This is a genomic window from Streptomyces nymphaeiformis (assembly GCF_014203895.1).
In the GTDB taxonomy this organism is placed as follows: Bacteria; Actinomycetota; Actinomycetes; order Streptomycetales; family Streptomycetaceae; genus Streptomyces; species Streptomyces nymphaeiformis.
In genome coordinates this window covers 109,013-130,283 of sequence record NZ_JACHJY010000006.1, presented here as the reverse complement: position 1 = coordinate 130,283, position 21,271 = coordinate 109,013, and the positions used below count along the sequence as shown (strand labels likewise).

The following is a 21,271-nucleotide window of genomic DNA, read 5'->3' as shown; positions in this document are numbered from 1 at the left end:
TCAGTTGCCCCGCTCCTCCACATAGCGCGTGTGGGTCTCCTGCCGGATCGCCTCCGCGTCCCGCAGGGCGGCCGCGATCGCGGTCATCTCCTCGTGGAGCGCGGCCAGCTGGCGTTCGAGGTGGCTCTCCGGGGGCTCGGCGCCCGGCGTGAACCGCGACCACCACCGGGTCCGTACGAAGGTGTCGACGGCCTCCGGGACGTCCTGCCGCACCGCGCGGGCCAGGACGTGCAGGTGCTCCGGGTCGCTCACCCAGCCCGGTTCGAGCAGGGCCTCGATCAGGGTGTCGAGCGCGGTGAGCCGCTCGCGGGCGGACGGCGGCAGCTCCACCTCGGTCAGGTACGCGCGCAGGGTCGCGAAATCGGCCCGCAGCGCGTCGAGTTGCTCGTCCGCGGACGGGAAGCTCGGGGTGTCGGGCCGCTCGGGCGGGGCGATCAGTGCCCCCGCCGCGTACAGACCCCCGATCACCAGCGGCCACAGACCGCCCGCCGCGCCGGTGAGGGTGATCCCCACGCCGGCCAGACCGCAGACGCTGCCGGTGATGTTCTTCCGGGACTCGAGGTACCCGAACAGGCGGCTACTGGTACCCACGGATCTCCTCGAACGCGCCGTCGAGCGAACCCTGGGTGGCGTCGAAGAGCTTTCCGCCGGTCAGGCCCGCGATGTGGTCGAGCTCGCCCCGGTCGGAGTCCCCGAAGAGGATCGGGAAGACCGGCGTGCGCTGCTGCGCGGCCGGGAGGGAGCGGTAGAAGGCGTCGAAGGCGGACGCCGGATCGCCGTCGGTGTTCTCCCCGTCCGTCATCAGGACGACCGAGGTGAAGGCGTCGGAGGGTTTCCTGCTCAGGAAGCGGTACGCCTCCTGGAGGCTGGAGTAGATCGCCGTGCCGCCCGAGGCCGAGAGCTTCCCGGCGTCGTCGCGGATCGCGTCGAGCGCGGCCTTCGGGGAGGCCGGGTCGACCGTGCGCGTACGGACCTCGCTCTGCTTCACCGAGGAGCCGAAGGGCATCAGGGTCACCTCCTCCCGGTCCCGGAAGTCGCCGGTCAGTTCGGCGAGCGCCGACTTCAGCCGGTCGAGCCGCTCGCCGCCCATGGAGCCCGAGGTGTCGAGCACGTAGACCGTGCGGGAGGGCCGGCGCAGGGTGTTGTCGTACGCGTCGAGCAGGCCGTCGGCGACCGCCCGGCTGCCCGGGAACGGCAGCTCGCGGCGCGGGTCACGGGCGAGCGCGGAGGCCGGGCGGACCCCGGCGACGACCGGGCGGCGCAGGGTCGTCTCGGTGATCCGCCGCTGGGCGCCCGGGGTGCGCAGGTACGTGGTGAGCCGGGCCGCCGCCTCCTTCGCCTCCGGGCGGGCGGAGGTCAGCAGGGTGAGCGGGTAGTCGGCGGTCACGACACCGTCGGACGGCCGGATCACGGTCAGCTTCTCGGGCGCGGACAGCAGCACGGACTCGTAGTTCACGAGCGCGTCGACGTCGGTGCGGCGGGTGTACGCGGTGGCGAGCCAGCCGGAGGAGCCCGAGGTCAGCTTCTGGCCCGTGAAGAACTCCTTGAGCTTCGGGGTGGCCTTGCGCACGTCCGCCTCGGTCAGCGCGGACTGGGCGCCGGAGAGCCCGGAGGCGACCGACACGAGCGCGGAGAAACCGGAGTTGGAGCGCTTCGGGTCCGTCATGCCGTACGTCAGCCTGCCGTCGGCGACCGCCCGGTGCAGCTGCGACCAGGTCACCTTCGCCGGGTCCCAGCCGAGCCGGGCGACCGTGGCGGGCCGCACGCCGAGCGCCACCGGCGAGGTCATGACCGGCGTCTCGTTGGTGATCCTCTTCGCCGTGTCGGGACGGAGCCGGAGGTAGTCGTTCGAGGAGAGCCAGACGGCGTCGAAGCCCTTGTCCGCCTCGCCGGACGCGATGCGCTCGACGGCGTCCAGGGTGCCGGCGTAGGTGGGACGGACGGTGACTCCGGTCGCCTTGGCGGCCTCGTCGAGGACGGGGCCCATGTCGGCCAGCTCGGAGGAGGCGAGGACCCGGAGGGTGCCGGCCTTGTACTCCATGCCCTGCCCGCCGGGGCGGTCGCCGCCGCCGTCGCCACCGCCGTCTCCGCCGGAGCAGGCGGTGGCGAGGAGCGCGAGCGCGAGGAGGGCGGTGCCGGCGCGGGCGGCGCGGGCGGCGGTCGTGCCGCGCGGGGCCGTCGTGGCGCGGGCGCCGCTCCGGCCGCCCGCGAGGCGGGCGACGGTGCCGGCCGCCGTGCGGCGCAGTCGCGCGGCGACGCGTCGGGCGGGTCTCGGGGTGGCGTGGTTCACGAGAGGCCACCCTCCAGGGCGCCGTTGCGGCGGCTGCGGTCCAGGTGGGCGCTCGCCTCCTGGAGTTCGGCCGTGAGCGACTCGACCGTCGCCGCCATCGACTCCGTCGCCCGCACCTTGTACGTGTCGATGGCGTCGAGCGTCCGGTAGATCTGCTGGAAGGCGGTGCGCAGCGTCTCCGCGCCCACCGCCGGGTCCGCCGCGATCCGCTGGATCTCGCCGGCCTGCCGGTCGAGCATGTCGGCGTTGGTCCGGACGATCTCCTCGGTCGTCCGGCGTATCGCGGTCACCTGCTCGGTGACCTTCCGCTGGTTCTGGAGAGCCGAGGCGAGCATCACCGCGATCCGCAGCGCCTGCAGGGTCGTCGTCGCGGCCCGGTCGACGCCCTTGATCAGCTCGTCGTTGTTCCGGCGGACGACGTCCATCGCCAGGTATCCCTGGGCGCAGACGGCGAGCTGGGTCAGCAGGTCCTGGTGCTTCTGCCGGACCGGGAAGAGGACGTCGGCGCGGAGCGCGTCCGCTTGGGCCGGGTCGGGGGTCTGCGCGATGCGCTCCTCCACGGCCGCGTCGAGCGCGTCGGTGAGCACCGCGTACTCCTGGAGCTTGCCCATGGTCTCCCACAGCCGGGCCCGCTCGGTCTGCAACGCGGCGTTGTCGCGGCGCAGTTCGTCCTGGCCGCCGCGCAGCGAATCGACGATCCGGTTCAGCGTGGCCTGCGAGGAGGCGTACTTGGCGACGTGGTCGCGGAACCTGTTGCCGCCGGGCAGCTTCGAGAGCAGTCCCTTGAAGCCCTTGCCGGGGGTGTCCCGGGGGTCCAGGTCCTCGACGGTGCGGCGGAGTTCGACGAGGGAGGAGCCGACGCGGGTCTGCGTGTCGCCGCCGCCCGCGCCCTCGCCGAGGGAGCGGATCGTGCGGTCCAGCATGCGGTTCGACTGGTTCGCGGCGGAGCGGATCTCGCCCGCGCCGAGCGCCGCGATCTCGCCGATGCGGCCGGCGAACTCGGGGGAGCGCGGGTCGAGTCCGGACAGCGAGCCGACGTACTCGTCGGCCCGACGGGACATCTCCGTACGGACCGACTCGTCCAGCGGCACCAGGCCGGAGGCCTGCTCGGCGCGGACGACCGGCACGGGCTCGGGCGGGGTGAGGACGAGCGGGGCGTCCTGCTCGGGCGGGGTCAGGGCCATCGTTCTTCTCGGATCGGCGGGCGTGGTCATGCGGTGTCCCCCTGGTCGCGGGCCCGCAGCGCCATCTCGTGCAGCACCTTGCTGGTGGGCACGGGCGCCTGGCGGACTCCGGTCAGCGTCTGGTTGAGGTATGTGGAGTGGCCGTCGGTCGCGGCGGTGAACTCGCTCGCCGCGCCCTGCGGACGGAAGCCGTGGCGGACCGCGAGCTTGCGCAACCCGGGGTCGGTGGAGAGGAGTTCGCCGAGCCTGCGGCCGTTCTCGGTGAGCGGTACGAGGGTGTGGTCGCTGTTGACCGTGGTGTCCGGGTAGAGGACGACCAGGTCGCCCATCGGCCGTCCGGCGAGCAGCTGCGAGGCGACCTGCGACTCGTACACGAGGACGAGCGGGTTGCCGACGCCGCTGACGAAGTCCCGGAACGGCGCGTCCGAACTCGACTGCTGGGCGCCCTGCACCTGGACGAGCTTGTGCATGAGCGGGGCCGTGCGGTCGACGGCGGCCTTGTCGCCCGCGACCCGCCCGCCGTCGGCGACGTAGCTGGCGGCGGCGAGGTAGAGGGCGCCGGAGCTGGAGGCCACCGGGTCGGTGGAGGTGATGAAGAGGGTGCCGCTCAGCTCGGCGTGTCCGGCGGAGCCCTTGAGCTGCTGCCAGGTCCGGTCGGCGCGGGCCGCCGCGAGGTAGGCGTCCATCTTCAGGGTGCCGCTCGTGCCGCGCGGGCCGAGGGTCGCCAGGCCGTTGGCGGCGAGGACCTGCGCGGCGGCGCTGTGCGCGACGACGACGAGCGGCGAGTAGAACGGCCGCAGCGGGGCGCTGGCCGCCTTGTCCTTCGTCTTCCGCTGCGCCTTCGCGCGCAGTTCGTCGGCCGGGCCCTTGGAGGACGGGAAGGCGAAGTCGTAGCCGTCGAGCGGCAGTTCCTCCATGTCCCAGGACCCGGAGGTCTCGGTGGTCACGGTGAAGCCCTCGGCGGCCAGGGCCTTCACGACCTCCGGATCGGCGAAGAACTCGGCCTTCTCCGATCCGATGACTCCTCGCACGGTCTTCGTTGCCGTGCCTGTGTCCTTGTCGCCGCCCGTCACGAGGACGGCGGCCACGCCGCCGAGGAGCAGGACGGCCAGGACGATTCCCAGGATGCGTCTCACGCGGGCAGCGTGCTCGCGGAAACCCACGTTCCAGGGGGAGTTGGGTGTACGGGGGGTGAAGGAGCGATCCCGGTACCGAACCGGAGCGGGGGGTACCGTGGGCCCCCTCGACGGAGGGGGTGGCGGGATGCCGCGTCGGGTGGTCGTGTTGCTGGCGGCGATGGTCGTGCTGGTGCCGGTCGGTGGCATCACCGCGTACATCTACGCCTCGGGAGGAACCACGAGGACATGCGGTTCCCGTCCGACGACGTGACGGTGGCGCGGTGCGCCCTCGACCCGGCCACGGGGCGGCCGGTGGCCGAACTGTCGGTCACCGGCCGGGCGGCCCGCGAGGGCGCCTACACGGTGACGGTGGAGTTCCAGGACGAGCGGGAGGAGGCCGTCGACCGGGGGGTCGGGACCGGCGGGGGCCTCGCGGTCGGGGCGATCGGCCGGACGAAGGCCGTGGGCGCGAGGGCGTACGCGGGGGGCGTGCCGCGGTGCGTCGTCCACGACGCCGAGTTCCGGTCGGCGGAACCGGTGGCGACCGCCGGCCCGTGAGGCGCTCCGGGCGGTGTCCCGTCGGGTGTGCCGGGTGGGTGGCGCCCGGTCCGCGTGGTTCGTGCCACGCGGACCGGGGCCGTCAGGGGGCGGTGACCAGGGTGTCCCCGGCCAGCGCCGCGGTGTGCGCGTCCATGCGCCCGGCGGCGAGGATCGCGGCGGCCGTGTCGGCCCGGGAGGCGGCGACGACCAGTGCGCGGCCCGCGAGGGCGTGCGCCCTGCGGTGCAGGTCCTGCGCGGACGCGCGGCTCAGTCCGGCGTGCCGCGCGGGCGGAGCGCCGCGCAGCCGCGCCACCTGCCGGGCGATGAGCTCGCCCGCCTCCGTGTCGCCCAGCTCGTCGGTGACGGCGAGCAGGGCGGCGAGGTGTCCGGCGAGCTGGATGTCCAGCTCCTCCTCGCGGGAACGGTGCGGGTACGCGTCCTGGGCGTCGTCGGCCATCCGGTGGACCGACTTCGTGCGGATCGGTTCGTACATGGGGATGGCCTCCTGAGGTGCTCAGAAGGCCATCCTAGCTTAGATTCAATCTAAAGTTGCGCGATGTCCGGACTCTGGAACCGGGTCGGACGGCCCCAACTCAGGGCTGGCTGTAGCCGTCCAGGAAGCGGCCGATCCGCGTCACCGCGTCCGCCAGGTCCGCGGCCGTCGGCAGCGTGACGATCCGGAAGTGGTCGGGCTCGTGCCAGTTGAAGCCCGTCCCGTGCACGACCATGATCTTCTCGGCCCGCAGCAGGTCCAGGACCATCTGCCGGTCGTCCTTGATCTTGTAGACGTTCGGGTCGAGGCGCGGGAAGAGGTACAGCGCGCCCTTCGGCTTCACGCACGTCACGCCCGGGATCTGCGTGAGCAGCTCGTACGCCGTGTCCCGCTGCTCCAGGAGCCGCCCGCCCGGCAGCACCAGGTCCTCGATCGACTGCCGGCCCTGGAGCGCGGCGGCCACCGCGTGCTGCGCCGGCATGTTCGCGCAGAGGCGCATGTTGGCGAGGATCGTGAGGCCCTCGATGTACGAGGACGCGTGGTGCTTCGGACCGCAGACCGCGAGCCAGCCGGAGCGGAAACCGGCCACCCGGTAGTTCTTGCTCATCCCGTTGAAGGTGAGGCAGAGCAGGTCGGGGGCGATCGCCGCGGTCGGGGTGTGCGTGGTGCCGTCGTAGAGGATCTTGTCGTAGATCTCGTCCGAGCAGACGACCAGGTCGTGCCGCCGGGCGATCTCCGTCAGCGAGCGGAGCATCTCGTCGTCGTAGACGGCACCCGTCGGATTGTTCGGGTTGATGATCACGATCGCCTTGGTGCGGTCGGTGATCTTCCGCTCGATGTCCGCGAGGTCCGGCATCCAGTCCGCCTGCTCGTCGCAGCGGTAGTGCACGGCCGTACCGCCCGCGAGCGACACCGAGGCGGTCCACAGCGGATAGTCCGGGGCCGGGACGAGGACCTCGTCGCCGTCGTCGAGCAGCGCCTGCATCGCCATCTGGATCAGCTCGGAGACGCCGTTGCCGAGGTAGATGTCCTCGACGGAGAGCGGGATGCCCTTGGTCTCGTAGTGGCTCATGATCGCGCGGCGGGCCGAGAGCAGCCCCTTCGCGTCGCCGTAGCCGTGCGCCTCGGAGAGGTTGCGGAGCACGTCCTCGAGGATGGCGGGCGGACACTCGAAGCCGAAGGCGGCCGGATTGCCCGTGTTCAGCTTGAGGATGCGATGACCCGCGGCCTCAAGCCGCATCGCCTCTTCGAGCACCGGACCCCGGATTTCGTAACAGACGTTGGCGAGCTTCGTGGACTGGATCACCTGCATGACGAGAGCTTACGGCGGGGGCGGCCGGGACGCCGAGTGTTTTGGGACACGTCGGACAGTCGGGGTGGTGGGGGTGGGGCCGCGCGTGGGCTGCGCGGTGACTGTGACCCGGATCGCATCCGCGGTGCCGGGCTCCCTACAATCCGGGCCATGAGCCACCACGACCCCGGAGCCGCCGGACCCCGGCGCGCCCGCCGCCGCCATGCCTCCGCACGCCGGGGCCGCGGTGCGGTCTGGCTGCTCGCGGGAGGCGGCGTCACCGTCCTCGGGCTCGCGGGCGCGCTGCTCGCCGGGGGCCTCGGCAAGAGCGGCGGCACCCGGTCCCCCGCCGACGACGGGGCGGACGGGCCGCCCGCGCTGATCCAGTCCGACCCGTCCGCCGACCCGTCGGGGACCTCCGGCTCCCCGGGCGGCGGCGCCACGTCCGTGCCCGGCCGCACGGGCACGACCGCGCCCGCCGTGAAGACCACGGCGACCACTGCCCCGTCCGGGGCCGCGACCACCGCCCCGGACGCCACGTCGCCGGCCGCGCCGACCGCCACCACCCCGGACGACACCCGGCCGGTGAAGCCGGGGAAGGGACGGGGCTCGGGCCGGCGCCCGCGGTAGCTCGGGCGGGGGAGGATCCGGGGTCGGGATAGGTTGGCCCGTCATGTGGGTTTTCAGTGCTTCCGGATGCCGGTGGCTGGGTGCGGGCGGGTCGCTCGCCGTCTCCGTCGGCGGGTACGCGGCCGGCACCCTGCCGGTCCTCGGCGGCGGGCCGCTGTGGCAGCCGCGCGGCTCCGCGCTCACCGTCGCCGGCGCGGTCCTCGCGTACCTCGGTCTGAGCCTGCTCGTCGCCGCCTGGTGGCGTTACGGCGTCCTCCTCGCCCGCGGTCTGCGCGACGGGGTCCTCACGACCCTCGCCTGCTGGACCGCACCGCTGCTCCTCGCGCCGCCGCTGCACAGCGCCGACGTCTACAGCTACATCGCCCAGGGCGGGATGGTCCTGTCGGGCCACGACGTGTACGGGGCCGGACCCTCCGTCCTCGGCCCCGGCGATCCCGGGGCCGACGCGGCGGCGAGCGTCGGCGGCAACTGGACCCACACGCCCGCCCCGTACGGGCCCGCCTTCCTGCTCCTCGCCGCGGCGGTCGTGAAGGCGACCGGCGGGGCGATCGTGCCCTCCGTCCTCGGCCTGCGGCTCGTCGCCCTCGCCGCGCTCGCCCTGATCGTGTGGGCGGTCCGCGGCCTCGGCGGCGGCGAGGGGGGCCTGTGGCTGGCCGCGCTCAACCCGCTGCTCCTCGTCCACGTCGTCGGCGGCATGCACAACGACGGGCTGATGATCGGTCTCATGCTCGGCGGCGTCCTCCTCGCCACGCGCGGGCGATGGGTGCTCGGCTCCGTCCTCGTGGGCCTCGCGATGATGGTGAAGTCCCCGGCGGCGGTGGCGCTGCTGTTCATCGGGGTGATGATCGCGCGCGGGGGTGGCGTGCGGGGGCTGCTGAAGGGGCTGGTCCTGCCGGGGGCCGTCGCGGGGGCGGTGGCGGCGGGGGCGTCGGCACTGGCCGGGACGGGCTTCGGCTGGCTGCGGACGCAGGGCGTGGCCGGGGCCATCCATACGCCGCTGTCGCTGACGAGCGACCTCGGGCTCGGTCTCGGGGTGCTCCTCACCGGTGAGCCGGACCCGGTCAGGGGCGTCTTCCAGAAGCTGGGTCTGGCCGTTTCCCTTGCGGTCATCGCGGGCCTCGCGTGGCGTGCGTACCGAGGGCGGATCGATCCCGTGCTCGGGCTGGGGCTGTCGCTGGTGGCGCTCGTGGTGCTGTCGCCGATGGTCCAGCCGTGGTACCTGCTGTGGGGGACGGTCGTCGTCGCGGCGGTGGCCTGGCGGAGCCGGGCGGGGCAGGTGCTGGCGGTGGTGTCGGCGGCGCTGGTGTACGAGACGCAGCCCTCCGGTCACACGCCTTGGTACGGCTTCGTCCTCGCCGGCCTGGTCCTGGTGCTGGGCCTCTTGTGGGTGCGGCGGGAGCCGTGGGCGGGCGGCACCGTGGAGGGTGCCGCACTGGTGGGTGCGGGGCGGTAGGGGCTCGGGCGCCGCAGGGGGCGCCGTTCCGGTGTGCCCACCCTCCCCCAAGCTCTCGGCTTCGCTCGAGCAGGGGGGACCCCCCTCGCCCTGCGGAACGATTGCCCGCACCTCGTCATGACCGGCGGATCGATCTTCCCGCCAGGACGTCCGTCCTCCTGCCGTCCTCCATGACGAACCTGCCGTCGATCAGGACGTGGGGGATGCCCACCGGGAGGGTGCGGGGGTTCTCGTACGTCGCGCCCGACGCGATCGTCTTCGGGTCGAAGAGGACCAGGTCCGCCGCGTAGCCCTCCTTCACCAGGCCGCGGTCCGGGAGGCGGAGGCGGGCCGCCGGGCGGGAGGTGAGGTGGGCGACGCACTCCTCCAGGGTGAGGACGCCGAGGTCGCGTACGTACCGGCCCAGGTACTCCGGGAACGTGCCGTACGCGCGCGGGTGCGGCTTGAGGCCGTGGAGGATGCCGTCCGAGCCGCCCGTGTGCACCCGGTGGCGCATGATCGTGCGGACGTTCTCCTCGTGGCCCACGTGCTGGAGGATCGTCGTGCCCAGGCGGTCCTCCAGGAGGAGGCGGCGGGCCGTGGGCCAGTCGGGCACGCGGCTGCCCACCCGACCCGTCAGGACCGGGTTCGTGACGCCCGCGATCTCGATCGTCCCCCAGTCGACCGGCACCCCGTGGCAGCCGTCCGAGCCGAGGTCCTCCAGGTGGTGCCTGATCCGCTCCGCCGTGGCGGGGTCGCGGAGGCGGTCCAGCGTCGCGTCCGGGCCGCCTTCGCCCGCCCAGCTCGGGAGCAGCGCGAGCAGGGTCGTGCTGCCCGGGGTGTACGGGTACGTGTCGAGGCTGATGTCGGCGCCCGCGGCGAGGGCCTCGTCGAGGAGGGCGAGGAGCTCCGGGGCCCTGCCCTCGTTCACGCCGAAGTTCATGGTGGCGTGGGCCAGGTGGAGGGCGCAGCCCGCCTCCCGGGTGAGCGTCACCATCTCCTGGTACGCGCGGAGCGCCCCCGCGCCGTACGAGCGGTGGTGCGGGCAGTAGTAGCCGCCGTACTCCGCCACCACCCGGCACAGCTCGGTGAGCTCGGCGTCCGGCGCGTACATCCCGGGCGTGTAGGTGAGGCCGGACGACATGCCGACCGCGCCCTGTTCCAGGCCCTCGGCGACCAGCTGCCGCATGCGGTTCAGCTCGCCCTCCGTCGCCGACCGGTCCTCCCAGCCCATCGCGTACATCCGGACCGTGCCCTGGGGGACGAGGTACGCGGCGTTCACCGCGATGCCCCGGTCCAGGCGGTCCAGGTACTCGCCGACCGTGCGCCAGTCGAGGTCGATGTCGGAGCCGTCGCCGTTCCAGCCGGTGATCGCCCGGCGGACCTCGGCGAGCGTGCGGTCGTCGACGGGGGCGTACGACAGTCCGTCCTGGCCCAGGACTTCGAGGGTCACGCCCTGCGCGGCCTTCGCGCTGTGGTCCGGGTCGCGGAGCAGCGCGAGGTCGCTGTGGGCGTGCATGTCGATGAAGCCGGGGGAGAGGACGAGGCCCTCGGCGTCCAGGACGCGGCGGGCGGTGGGGCGCTGGCAGCCGGCCGCCGCGGCCTCCTTGACGATCGAGACGATCCGGCCGCCCTCGACCCCGACGTCGGCCCGGTAGGAGTCGCCGCCGCTGCCGTCGACGACGTCCGCGTCGCGGAAGACGAGATCCATGCCCCTGCCCCTCGTTCTTCAGAAGAAGGTGCGGATGTGGTCGACCACCGTGCCGTCCGCCTCGACGACGGGGATCAGCTGCCACTTGTCGAAGATCGTGCACGGGTGGGACAGGCCCATGCCCACCCAGTCGCCGACCTCCAGGTCCGTGCCCGGTGCGGTGGCCAGCCAGGTGTGCTGGTCGGAGAGGCCCGTGACGGTGATGCCCGCAGCGGGGCGGATCTCACCCGTGCGGGCGTCCCGGACGACCTGCGCCTCGGGGAGGTGCAGGTCGTGGGCGGCGTCCCGCTTGCCGGCGTTGGTGAAGGCCTGCTCGTCGGTGGGCCGGGAGACGACCTGCGACCACAGCCGGAACGCGGGCTGGAGGGCGCCCTCCTCGGGGATCCGGTTGAAGGGGGTGCGGTCGCGGTACTGGCCGTCGTCGTGCGAGACGTACGCGCCGGAACGCAGCAGCTTCAGGACGGGGAGGGAGAGGCCGGGGATCTCCGCGAAGACGTCGGCGACCGTGTCGAACCACTCGCTGCCGCCCGCGCTCACCACGATCTCGCCGATCGCCGGGTCGAAGCGGCCCGCCTTGTCGAAGTCGGCCGCGAGCCCGACGAGCCGCTCGAGCCACACGCGCACCGAGCCGGCGTCGGCGCCGGGCATCGTGCCCTCGTAGCCGGCGACGCCGACGAGGCGCAGGGTGGCGGTGGCCGCGACCGCGTCGGCGACGGCCGCGCACTCCGCCTCCGTCCGTACGCCCGTACGTCCCTTGGCGCCGGCCGCCAGCTCGACGACCACGTCCACGGGGCGGACCGCACCGGCCGCGCGCAGGGCCTCGTCCATCAGCTCGACGCCGCGCACCGAGTCGACGTAGCAGACGAAGCGGAAGTCCGGGTCGGCGTCGAGCTCGGCGGCGAGCCAGCGCAGGGCGACGGCGTCCACGAGCTCGTTGCCCAGGAAGATCCGGGAGATGCCGTGGGCGCGGTAGACGCGGGCCTGGTGGGGGACGGCGGCGGTGATGCCCCAGGCGCCGTGCTCCAGCTGGCGCTCGAAGAGCTGCGGGGCCATGGAGGTCTTGCCGTGCGGGGCGAAGGCGAGGCCGTGGCGCTCGGCGTAGGTCTCCAGCAGGCGCAGGTTGTGCTCGACGGACTCGGCGGAGAGGGCGAGGACCGGGGTGGTGAAGCCGCCGGTGAAGAGGTTGCGCCGCTGGGCGGAGAGCTCGCCGACGGTCAGGCCCTCGGCGTCCGGGGGCAGGGCCTTGAAGCGGTGGTCGACGCGCTCGTTCGCCAGGTCGGGCATGAGGCCTCCTCATCGGGGCGTTGCGGGATGTGCAACGCTCATTGCGCACAGTGCTCAAAGCTGTCTAACATCCGGGCCGAGGCCGGGTCAATGGACCCGTATGAGCCACTACGAGTCGCGGGGAGTCGAGGGTGAGCGGAGGCGGGCGGGCGGACGTCGTCTGTCTCGGTGAGTCCATGGTGACCTTCCTGCCCTCCCGGCCGGGCCGCCTCGCCGACGTCCCCTCCTTCACCCGCGCGATCGGCGGCGCCGAGTCCAACGTCGCGTGCGCGCTCGCCGCCGCCGGACACCGCGTCCGCTGGGTCGGCCGCGTCGGCCGCGACGGCTTCGGCGACCACCTCGTCGACACGATCGCGTCGTACGGGGTCGACGTCGGCGGCGTCGGGCGCGACCCGGACCGGCCGACCGGGGTCTACTTCCGCACCGACTCGGACCGGGCGACGTCCGCGCACGAGGTCGTCTACTACCGGGCCGGATCCGCGGCCTCGGCGATGTCGCCCGCGACCGTGCCGTACGAGTCCGTCGCCGACGCGCGGATCCTCCACCTCACGGGCATCACGGCCGCGCTGTCCGCGTCCTGCCTCGCCCTCGTGCGGGAGCTCACCGCGCCGCGCCCGGGCCGGCCGCTGGTCTCGTTCGACGTGAACCACCGGCCGGGGCTGTGGCGCGAGGGCGGTGCGGCCGAGGTGCTGCTCTCGCTGGCGCGGCGGGCCGATGTCGTGTTCGTCGGGGCGGATGAGGCGGAGCGGCTGTGGGGCGCTGCGGATCCTGCCGCGATCCGGGGGCTGTTGGCGGAGCCGGCGGTGCTGGTGGTGAAGCGGGGGGCGGAGGGTGCGGTGGCGTTCGAGCGCTGCGCGGCTTCTTTCCCCACCCCGCCCCTTCCCGAACCGGGGCTCCGCCCCGGACCCCGCGCCTCAAACGCCGGCGGGGCTGAAGTTCAGCCCGTCCGGCGTTTGAGGACACGGCCGGAGGCCGTACGGGGGTCTGGGGACTTGCCCCCGGTTCGGGAAGGGGCGGGGTGGGGAAAGGCTCCGCGCAGCGGCCCCGCACCCGCACCTGGCGTGCCCGCACTTGGCGAGCCCGCACCCGCACCCACCGCACCCGCACCCGGAACCCCCGCACCCCGCCCACGCGACACCCTCACCCCCACCCCCGCCCCCCACGTCACCGTCCTCTCCCCCGTCGGTGCCGGGGACGCCTTCGCCGCCGGGTTTCTCTCCGCCACCCTCCGCGGCCTCGCCGTGAAGGACCGGCTGCGGCACGGGCATCTCGCCGCCGCCGCCGTGCTCACCGTGCCCGGGGACTTCGCCGCGCCGCCCCGCCGCGACCTCGCCGACCGTCTCGTCGCGCTCGACGACGTCGCCTGGGGCACACTTCACCTCGGCCCCGGCTGGACGGGGGACGACCAGGAGGTACGTACGCCATGAGCCAGACCGTCGACCGGGCGCTCAGCATCCTGCCGCTGCTCGCCCAGGGGCCCGCCGACCTCGGGCAGGTCGCCGAGCGGCTCGGCGTGCACAAGTCCACGGCGCTGCGGCTGCTGCGCACGCTCCACGAGCACGGTCTGGTCCACCGGCAGCAGGACCAGCGCTACCGCCTCGGCGCACGCCTGTTCGCGCTCGCGCAGGAGGCCGTCGAGAACCTCGACGTCCGCGACATCGCCCACCCCTACCTCGCCGCGCTCAACGAGCGGACCGGGCACACGGTCCACCTCGCGGTGTACGAGGAGGGCGAGGTGGTCTACATCGACAAGGTCGAGAGCCGCTACCCGGTCCGCATGTACTCCCGCATCGGCAAGCCCGTCGCGATCACCGTCGCCGCCGTCGCGAAGCTGCTCCTCGCCGACCTGCCCGAGCCGGAGCGCCGCGCCGTCGCCGCGAGGCTCGACTACCCCCCGTACACGCCCCGCTCGACGCCGAACGCCGCCGCCTTCCTCAAGGAGCTGGCGACCGTACGCGAGCAGGGGTGGGCCACCGACCTCGGCGGCCACGAGGAGTCCATCAACTGCGTCGGCGCGCCCATCCGGGGCGCCGACGGGCGGGTCGTCGCCGCGATGTCGGTCTCGGCGCCGAACGTGGTCGTCACCGCCGAGGAACTCCTCGCCCTCCTCCCGCAGGTGCGCAGCACCGCGGAAGCCATCAGCCGCGAGTACTCCGGCAGCCCCGCCGTGAGCGACGCGAAGGACGTGAAGGACAGCGCATGAGCGAGAAGACCGCGATCACCCCCGCCACCCACACCGCCCCGCCCGCGAAGTTCTCGCACGGCGTGCGGAAGGGCAACATCCTCCAGGTCGCCGGCCAGGTCGGCTTCCTGCCCGCCGTCGAGGGCCGGGCCCCGACGGTCGCGGGCCCGACCCTGCGCGAGCAGACCCTGCAGACCTTCGCCAACGTCAAGGCGATCCTGGAGGAGGGCGGCGCGAGCTGGGACGACGTGATGATGATGCGCGTCTACCTCACCGACGTCGACCACTTCGCCGAGATGAACGAGATCTACAACCGGTACTTCGAGGAGCAGGACCTCAAGGCCCCCGCCGCCGCCCGCACCACGGTCTACGTCGGCCTCCCGGCGGGCCTCCTCATCGAGATCGACGCCCTCGCCGTACTGGACTGAGACGTGCCCCGGCCGTCGCGCGGCCGGGGCACCTCCTCACTCACGTACCGTCAGGCCGCGCAGTACTGCGCCTGCTTGCCGATCGAGCGGTACATGCAGTCCGCGTTCTCCAGGAGCTGGAGGACGGCGTCGCGGTTGCGGCTCGTCTCGCGTTCGATGACCTCGTCGGGCGGGTAGAAGCCGCCGCCGCCGTTCGACGGGTACATCTCGAAGGTGTACGCGAAGATCTTCTGCGTACCCCACAGGTAGTCGTCGATCGAGCCGTCCGTGATGTACAGGTCGCTGGACTGCTCGGGCGTGTAGCCGTTGCTCGCGGCCATCCGGCCGCCGACGGTCGCGAAGGCGTCGCGGTCGTCCTGGGTCATGCCGGTGGTGGTGTTGGCCGTGGTCCAGCCGAAGGGCCAGAGGACCAGCTCGCTGTACGTGTGGAAGTCGATGGCCGCCGTGATCTGCTGCTTGCCGCCGACCACCCGGGAGCGGACGAAGTCGGCGACGACCTTCACCTCGGGGGCGGACTCGGGGGCCGCGCCCCGGTAGGTCTCGGAGCTCTTCGTGCCGGAGGAGCCGCCGCAGCAGCCCCACTTGAAGTCCCAGTTCCGGTTCAGGTCCGTGCCGATGTACGAGGAGCCGGAGTTCGGCTGGCGGTTCTTGCGCCAGCTGCGGTACGAGCCGCTCGCGATGTCGTACTCGCCGCCGTCCGGGTTGAGGTCCGGGACGATCCAGATCTCGCGGTTGTTCACCATGTCGGTGATCCGGGAGTCCGTGCCGTAGCCGGCGCCGAACTCGCGCAGCAGGTAGAGCGCCATCTCGACGGTGAGGTGCTCGCGGGCGTGCTGGTGGTGGGTGAAGAGGACCTCGGGCTCGTTCTCGTCGGTGGCGACGTTGTCGCTGACCTTGATGGCGACGATGTCCCGGCCCTGGTACGTCTTTCCGATGACCTGCTTGCGCATGATGTTCGGGTAGGCGGCCAGGCGCTGGTCGATCTCCGTGTTCATCTCCGCGTAGTTGTGGTACTTCGCGTCGGCGGAGGGGAAGTCGGCCGGGCCGGACGTCTTGTCGGCATCGGTGCTGCGGTTCGGCGGGCCCGGGAGGGCGACCGGCCGGTAGCCGAGGGCCTTGAGCCGGGCGAGCTGTTCGGTGTTGGCGCTGACGACGACCGAGCGGGCGTCGACCTCGTCGATCGAGACGCCGGTGGCGGTCAGCGCGGTGCGGGCGGCCGGGGTGGACGGTCCGGCGATCTCGTACTGCCGGATCACCTCCTCGGCTCCGGAGGCGATGCGGGCGGAGGCCGGCGCCGGGTCGGCCCCGGCGGGCGTGGTGAGCGCGGAGAGGGGCGCCGCGAGGGCGAGCGCCACGAGGGCCGCGAGGGTTGCGGACCTTCTGCCGCGTGTGGGACGTCGCATGCTGGCTCCTGGATGGGGAGTGTGGGGGAGTGCGACCAAGTCGTGCGGGTGTCCGGGCACATGGTCCGGCTATGTCATGGACCGGTCAAGATGGGGAGTTCGGCCATACTGTCCCGCGTGGGGACCCTCATCGGCAGATACGTCATCGAGCACAAACTAGGCGAAGGCGGCATGGGCACCGTCTATCTCGCCCGTTCGCGCGGCGGGCGCGCCGTCGCCGTCAAGGTCGCACGGCCGGAACTCGCCGCCGACCCGTCCTTCCGCGCCCGCTTCCGCGCCGAGGTCGCCGCGGCCCGGCAGGTCGGCGGCTTCCACACCGCGCAGGTCGTCGATGCCGACCCCGAGGCGGAGGCCCCCTGGCTCGCCACCGCCTACATCTCCGGGCCCACCCTCTCCGGACTCGTCACCGCCCAGGGCCCCATGGACGAGAAGCGGCTCCGATCGCTCGGGGCCGCGCTCGCCGAGGCCCTGGAGGCGATCCACGCCTGCGGGCTCGTCCACCGCGACCTCAAGCCCGGCAACATCGTCATGGCCTCCGACGGGCCCCGCGTCCTCGACTTCGGGATCGCCCGCGCCCTGGAGTCGACCCGCCTCACCGCCACCGGCAGCGCCTTCGGCACCCCCGGTTACCTCGCCCCCGAACAGGCCCTCGGCGAGGAGGTGACCGGCGCCGCCGACGTGTTCGCCCTCGGCGCCGTCCTCGTCGCCGCGGCCGGCGGGCGCCCCTTCGGGGAGGGGACGCCGATGGGGCTCATGTACCGGTCGGTGCACGAGGCCCCCGACCTCCGCTCCGTACCGGAGGCACTGCGCCCGCTCGTCGCCCGCTGCCTCGCCAAGGACCCGGCCGAACGGCCCACACCGGACGCCATCATGGACGAGCTGATGGAGGGGGCGGGGGCGGCGGAGACGCCGGGGACGCCGGAGGTGTCGGAGGTGTCGGAGGTGTCGGAGGCGTCCGTGGTGCCGGACCCCCGGGTGCCCACGGAGCCCTCTGTCGGCGTGCAGGACGCGATCCCCGCGCCGGTGGAGGTCCAGGACGCCGTCCCCGCCCCCGCCGACGCGGTACCGGACCCCGCGCCCGCCCCCGCCGGATGGCAACCCGCCCCCGTGCCGTATCCCCCCACCCTCTACGTACCGCCGCCGCCCCTCATGGCCCCCGCCCCCGCGCCGGAGTTCACCGCCGCCGACCGGAACTCCGGGGTCTCCGTCGACGGGAGCGGGGTGTCCCTGCACTTCTTCGGCGAGGAGGCCGACTTCCTCTGGAGCGAGATCGGGGCCGTACGGTACGACCGCATCCGCCGCGACCGGGTGCTGCGCGTCGCCGTCACCCTCTACGACGGCTCGGTGTACGACTGCGAGGTCGACGGCCGCCGCGCCTCCCGGGTCGACGAGTGGATCCGACTCCTCGACCCGGTGTTGCGCCATTACCTGCCCGCGTGAGCGGACGACGCAGCGCCGCCGGGGGAGCGGCGGCGCTGCGCTGTCACCCGGGAACCGGGTCCGCTACGGCAGACCGTGCACCTTCGGGCCCACCGCGTTCGACCAGGCGTTGCCGGCCGTCGCGTCCCAGTTGGTCGACCAGGTCATGGCGCCGCGCAGCGACGGCCAGGTCTGGGCCGGCTTGAAGGTGCCGCAGCCGGTGCCCTTGGCCAGGCAGTCGAGCGCGTTGTTCACGATCTGCGGGTCGACGTAGCCGCTGCCCGCGCCGCGCGCGGAGGCGGGGACGCCCAGGCCGACCTGGGAGGCGTCGAGGCCGCCCTGGAGCTGGATGCAGGCGAGCGCGGTGAGGAAGTCCACCGAGCCCTGGCTGTAGACCTTGCCGTCGCAGCCGAGCATCGAACCGCTGTTGTAGTACTGGGTGTTGACGACCGTGAGGATGTCCTTCACGGCGAGCGCGGTCTTGAAGTACTCGGAGCTCGTGTTCTGCATGTCGATGGTCTGCGGGGCCATCGTCAGGACCATCGAGGAGCCCGCCTTGGCGGAGAGCTGGCGCAGCGCCTTGGTGAGGTACGTGGCGTTGACGCCGTGCTCCAGGTCGATGTCGACGCCGTTGAAGCCGTACTCCTGCATCAGGGCGTACGCGCTGTCGGCGAAGGCGGTCGCGGTGGCGTCACTGTTGATGGTGACGTTGCCCTTCTCGCCGCCGACGGAGAGGATCACGGACTTGCCGGCCGCCTTCTTGGCCGCGATGTCGGCCTTGAAGTCGGCGGCCGAGGCGTAGCCGACGGCCGGGTCGAGGTTGAAGGTGATCTGGCCGGGCGTGGTGGTGGAGTCCGCGAAGGAGACGGCGATGATGTCGTACGCCGCCTGGACGTCCCGCAGCTTCTGCTTGGTGGCGCCGTTGTCGAAGTTCTGCCAGTAGCCGGTGACGGCGTGCTTGGGCACGGCCGGGCCGGGGCCCGGGTCGGTGGGCTTGGCGGTGCGGGCCGTCACGGCGGTGGACTTCGCGGACTCGCCCGCGGAGTTCGTCGCGGAGACCTGGAACTGGTACGCGGTGTCGGCGGTGAGTCCGGTGATCGTGGTCGACGTGCCGCTGACCGTCTGCGGGTTGGCGCCGTCCCGGTACACCTTGTAGCCCGTGGCGCCGGAGACCGCGCCCCAGCTCAGGGCGACGGAGCTGGTGGTGACCGTGCCGGCGGCGAGACCGGCCGGGGTGGCCGGGGCGGTCGGGTCGGGGTCCTGGCCGCCGCCCCCGTCGGGCCCGAAGACGCTCACGTCGTCGACGGAGTAGGGGGAGGTGCCGTACCAGCCGTGGGTGTAGATCTGCACGGACGTGGTGGAGGCGCCGGTGGTGAAGGTGGTGGTGAGCTGCTTCCAGGAGGCGCTGTCGGGCGCCCAGGTGCTGACGTCGGTGGTGCCGGTGCCGGTCACGCCGAGGTAGGCGTAGCCGCCCTGGACCCAGGCGCTCAGGGTGTACGTCGAGCCGGGCTTCACGGCCACGGTCTGCACGCACTTGGCGTTGTCGAGGCCGGCCGGGGTGGCTCGGAGGGCGCCGGTGCCGGTGCGGACGGGCGAGGAGACGGCGGCGCCGCTCCCGGCGGAACAGGACCAGTTGGTCAGGCCGTTCTCGAACCCGGCGTTCTTGGCGACGTTGACGTCGGCCGCCTGCGCGGTGCCGGCTCCGCCGACGAGGACGAGCCCGGAGCCGACGGCGAGCGCGAGGGCTCCGCCGAGCGTGCGGCGTCCGTGCGGACGGGTGGTGGTGCGGTCCACGTGCATCCTCCGGTGGGGGAGTTGGGGAGGTGGAGGTGCCGTACGTCGTCGTACGGAGGGAGGTGCGGGTACGGGGGTACCGGCGGTGGCCACCGCTGTCGGAACAAGTTGGTCCAGACCAATCGCAATGTCAATACCTCGCGCGGCGAACGGCGTTCGCCCGCCGGCAGGGCCCCGAGGTCAGGGCCCGGTCCCAAGGGCGAGGTCAGGGCGCAAATTAGTGGGGGCAGCTTGGCGGATTGTGTGTTCACCACCCCGGGGGACGTGGATAAGGTGCAGAGACGGCGGCACCCTGCGGTGACGCCGCGAACGCGGTAAGTGATCCGCGGCCCCCGGGGCACCGGAGGCCGGAGGGGACGGGGGGTCCGACGTGCCGACAGCGATCGCCGTCACCAGCGCCGACCTGGTGCTGCCCGCGGCCGACCCCGGGACCCCGCAGGCCGCCGTGCTCCCGCCCCCCGAGGGCCGCTCGCTCGACGCCTCCCTCGCCGACGTGCAGCAGCTCCTCGCCCGGTACGGACACGTGGTCGTCGTCTGCCCCACCGCCGCGCCGGCCGCCGTAGAACACCGTCTGCACGCCGTCCGCGCCCTCCTGGAGAGCGACCGGATCGCCCTGGTCAGGACCGACCTGCCACCGCTCGGCGCGGCCGTCCTGGTCCGCCAGCTCCGGCAGCTCGCCGGCTGCGACTTCAGCCCCGGAGTCCTGGCCTCCGCCGCCCGGCTGCTCGCCCACTACATCTACGCCGGAGCCGTCCTCGGCTCCGTCTCCCGGCTCGACCGCGTCCCCGTGAGCCTCGGCTCGCACCTCAAGGGCTGGCTCCCCGGCGCCCACTTCGCCGTCCTCGCCGGACCGACGCCGCAGATCGTGCGGGTGGGGACCTCGGAAGAACCGCTCGCCGGACCCGAGTTCGCCACCGAGCTCCTCCTCGCCCGCGGCCAGCTCCAGACCGACTGGCCGGCCACCACCCTCGTACCCCGGTGGCGGATCCCCGGCCCCGTGCACGAGGTGCCGCTGCCCGCGTCCTCGCCGGGCTGGTGGGGCACCGGCAAGCTCGTCGAGTTCGCCGCGTACCTGCCCGACCTGCCCGTCCTCTACCAGCTCGTCTCCTCCGTGCGCCGCGAGACCTGCCACTGGTGCGGGATGGAACTCATCGGCGACCGCTGCGGCTTCTGCGCGGCGCCGCTGGCACCGCCGCCGGACCCCGGCGGGTACGCCCTCGGGCCGGGGGCCCAGGCGCAGGCCCAGGCACAGGCCCGCGCCCTCGGACCCGGCGCCCGTACCGCCCGCGCCGCCCTGCCATGAGCCGTCCCGCGCGTCAGGCCCCACCCCGACCCACGCCCCCGATCGAGGAAGTACGGCCATGAACTCCCGCCAGCGCCGCGGCGTGATCCTGCTGCTGCTCTCCGTCCTGTGCGCCCTCGGCGCGTTCGCCGGTGTCCTCGCCGTCATCAGCGACGTGAACTCCAAGGTCGGCCCGGAGACCACGGCGTACCGGGTCAAGGCCGACGTGGCTCCCTACAAGGCCCTGAAGGCGGACGACTTCGAGAAGATCTCCATGCCCAAACGCTGGCTCTCCTCGACCGCCGTCACCGACCTCCGCCAGATCGAGGGGAAGATCGCCGTCGCCGGGCTCAGGGAAGGCTCCCTCCTCCAGACCGACATGATCGTCCAGCGTCCCGAACTCCAGCCGGGGCAGCAGGAGATCGCGATCATGATCGATGCCGCCACCGGTGTCGCCGGCAAGATCAACCCGGGCTCCACCGTCAACATCTATGCGACCTTCGCCGGAGAGAAGAAGGGCGACCCCGACCAGTCCCGGCTGATCGTCGCCGGAGCCCGCGTCCTCGACGTCGGCAAGCTCACCCGGGCCTCCGACAGCTCCGACCGCGGCGACCGGGCCACCTCCACCGTCCCCATCACCTTCGCGCTCTCCGCCCTCGACACCCAGCGCGTCGCATACGCCGATTCCTTCGCCGAGCGCGTACGCCTCGCCCTCGTCGCCCCGTCCACGGCCGGCTCCCCGGCCGACCCGGGCGGCGACCGCACCTACACGCTCGACAAGGACAAGTGA

At 73.2% G+C, this 21,271-nt stretch carries 19 protein-coding genes; 9 read left to right on the top strand and 10 right to left on the bottom strand.

Features of this window, described 5'->3' with window-relative positions:
- Genes GGE06_RS21145 through GGE06_RS21130 form a run of 4 tightly spaced genes read right to left on the bottom strand, consistent with a single transcriptional unit; the run spans position 1 to position 4,637 of the window.
- The gene (locus GGE06_RS21145) at positions 1–591 is read right to left on the bottom strand and encodes a hypothetical protein (RefSeq protein WP_116159116.1); all 591 of its coding nucleotides are present in this window, start codon (positions 589–591) and stop codon (positions 1–3) included.
- Positions 578–2,290 (bottom strand): substrate-binding and vWA domain-containing protein, encoded by a 1,713-nt coding sequence (locus GGE06_RS21140; RefSeq protein WP_312883220.1) that lies wholly within the window; start codon positions 2,288–2,290, stop codon positions 578–580. The genes GGE06_RS21145 and GGE06_RS21140 overlap by 14 nt, the downstream gene beginning before the upstream one ends.
- Positions 2,287–3,504 (bottom strand): toxic anion resistance protein, encoded by a 1,218-nt coding sequence (locus GGE06_RS21135; RefSeq protein ID WP_184931462.1) that lies wholly within the window; start codon positions 3,502–3,504, stop codon positions 2,287–2,289. Before GGE06_RS21135 ends, GGE06_RS21140 begins: the two co-directional genes overlap by 4 nt.
- Entirely contained in the window at positions 3,501–4,637 is a 1,137-nt protein-coding gene (locus GGE06_RS21130; protein WP_181924526.1) for a hypothetical protein, read from the bottom strand. Before GGE06_RS21130 ends, GGE06_RS21135 begins: the two co-directional genes overlap by 4 nt.
- A 201-nt stretch (positions 4,638–4,838) precedes the next feature.
- Here GGE06_RS21130 and GGE06_RS21125 point away from each other — a divergent pair, with 201 nt between their 5' ends.
- On the top strand, positions 4,839–5,150 hold the full coding sequence (locus GGE06_RS21125; protein WP_184931461.1) for a hypothetical protein: 312 nt from the start codon (positions 4,839–4,841) through the stop codon (positions 5,148–5,150).
- 82 nt (positions 5,151–5,232) lie between these two features.
- Here the strand turns inward: GGE06_RS21125 and GGE06_RS21120 are convergent, their stop codons facing one another.
- Positions 5,233–5,625 carry an SCO4983 family protein gene (locus GGE06_RS21120; protein WP_116159113.1) on the bottom strand — a complete coding sequence of 131 codons (393 nt, stop codon included), beginning with the start codon at positions 5,623–5,625 and terminating at the stop codon, positions 5,233–5,235.
- Positions 5,626–5,725: 100 nt separating this feature from the next.
- Positions 5,726–6,937 (bottom strand): pyridoxal phosphate-dependent aminotransferase, encoded by a 1,212-nt coding sequence (locus tag GGE06_RS21115; RefSeq protein WP_116159112.1) that lies wholly within the window; start codon positions 6,935–6,937, stop codon positions 5,726–5,728.
- Between the two features lie 150 nt (positions 6,938–7,087).
- Between GGE06_RS21115 and GGE06_RS21110 the strand changes: the two genes are divergently transcribed.
- Together GGE06_RS21110 and mptB are read left to right on the top strand one after the other, a co-directional pair.
- Positions 7,088–7,546 carry a hypothetical protein gene (locus GGE06_RS21110; RefSeq protein ID WP_181924525.1) on the top strand — a complete coding sequence of 153 codons (459 nt, stop codon included), beginning with the start codon at positions 7,088–7,090 and terminating at the stop codon, positions 7,544–7,546.
- A 43-nt stretch (positions 7,547–7,589) separates the two neighbouring features.
- A complete protein-coding gene (gene mptB, locus GGE06_RS21105) occupies positions 7,590–8,999 on the top strand; it encodes a polyprenol phosphomannose-dependent alpha 1,6 mannosyltransferase MptB (protein ID WP_184931460.1) in 1,410 nt (469 codons plus the stop codon).
- Positions 9,000–9,114: 115 nt separating this feature from the next.
- Here the strand turns inward: mptB and GGE06_RS21100 are convergent, their stop codons facing one another.
- Together GGE06_RS21100 and GGE06_RS21095 are read right to left on the bottom strand one after the other, a co-directional pair.
- A complete protein-coding gene (locus GGE06_RS21100) occupies positions 9,115–10,689 on the bottom strand; it encodes an N-acyl-D-amino-acid deacylase family protein (RefSeq protein WP_184931459.1) in 1,575 nt (524 codons plus the stop codon).
- 18 nt (positions 10,690–10,707) lie between these two features.
- Positions 10,708–11,973 (bottom strand): alanine racemase, encoded by a 1,266-nt coding sequence (locus GGE06_RS21095; RefSeq protein ID WP_184931458.1) that lies wholly within the window; start codon positions 11,971–11,973, stop codon positions 10,708–10,710.
- A 176-nt stretch (positions 11,974–12,149) separates the two neighbouring features.
- Between GGE06_RS21095 and GGE06_RS21090 the strand changes: the two genes are divergently transcribed.
- The 3 genes from GGE06_RS21090 to GGE06_RS21080 are packed head-to-tail and all read left to right on the top strand — an operon-like array spanning position 12,150 to position 14,583.
- Positions 12,150–13,400, top strand: a complete 1,251-nt coding sequence (locus tag GGE06_RS21090) for a sugar kinase (RefSeq protein WP_184931606.1) — start codon at positions 12,150–12,152, stop codon at positions 13,398–13,400.
- Positions 13,397–14,176, top strand: coding sequence for an IclR family transcriptional regulator (locus GGE06_RS21085; RefSeq protein WP_116159108.1), 780 nt, complete (start codon positions 13,397–13,399; stop codon positions 14,174–14,176). Before GGE06_RS21090 ends, GGE06_RS21085 begins: the two co-directional genes overlap by 4 nt.
- Positions 14,173–14,583 (top strand): RidA family protein, encoded by a 411-nt coding sequence (locus GGE06_RS21080; RefSeq protein WP_116159107.1) that lies wholly within the window; start codon positions 14,173–14,175, stop codon positions 14,581–14,583. The genes GGE06_RS21085 and GGE06_RS21080 overlap by 4 nt, the downstream gene beginning before the upstream one ends.
- Positions 14,584–14,633: 50 nt before the next feature.
- On the opposite strand, the gene GGE06_RS21075 is transcribed toward GGE06_RS21080, so the two are convergent.
- Positions 14,634–15,986, bottom strand: coding sequence for a M14 family metallopeptidase (locus tag GGE06_RS21075; protein ID WP_116159106.1), 1,353 nt, complete (start codon positions 15,984–15,986; stop codon positions 14,634–14,636).
- 171 nt (positions 15,987–16,157) lie between these two features.
- Between GGE06_RS21075 and GGE06_RS21070 the strand changes: the two genes are divergently transcribed.
- The gene (locus tag GGE06_RS21070; protein ID WP_246532678.1) at positions 16,158–17,426 is read left to right on the top strand and encodes a serine/threonine-protein kinase; all 1,269 of its coding nucleotides are present in this window, start codon (positions 16,158–16,160) and stop codon (positions 17,424–17,426) included.
- A gap of 63 nt (positions 17,427–17,489) precedes the next feature.
- Here GGE06_RS21070 and GGE06_RS21065 read toward each other — a convergent pair whose 3' ends face one another.
- Positions 17,490–19,205 carry a chitinase gene (locus tag GGE06_RS21065; RefSeq protein ID WP_184931456.1) on the bottom strand — a complete coding sequence of 572 codons (1,716 nt, stop codon included), beginning with the start codon at positions 19,203–19,205 and terminating at the stop codon, positions 17,490–17,492.
- Between the two features lie 364 nt (positions 19,206–19,569).
- On the opposite strand from GGE06_RS21065, the gene GGE06_RS21060 reads away from it, so the two are divergent.
- Both GGE06_RS21060 and cpaB read left to right on the top strand, forming a co-directional pair.
- Positions 19,570–20,502 carry a hypothetical protein gene (locus tag GGE06_RS21060; protein ID WP_184931455.1) on the top strand — a complete coding sequence of 311 codons (933 nt, stop codon included), beginning with the start codon at positions 19,570–19,572 and terminating at the stop codon, positions 20,500–20,502.
- Positions 20,503–20,560: 58 nt separating this feature from the next.
- The gene (cpaB, locus tag GGE06_RS21055; protein ID WP_116159102.1) at positions 20,561–21,271 is read left to right on the top strand and encodes a Flp pilus assembly protein CpaB; all 711 of its coding nucleotides are present in this window, start codon (positions 20,561–20,563) and stop codon (positions 21,269–21,271) included.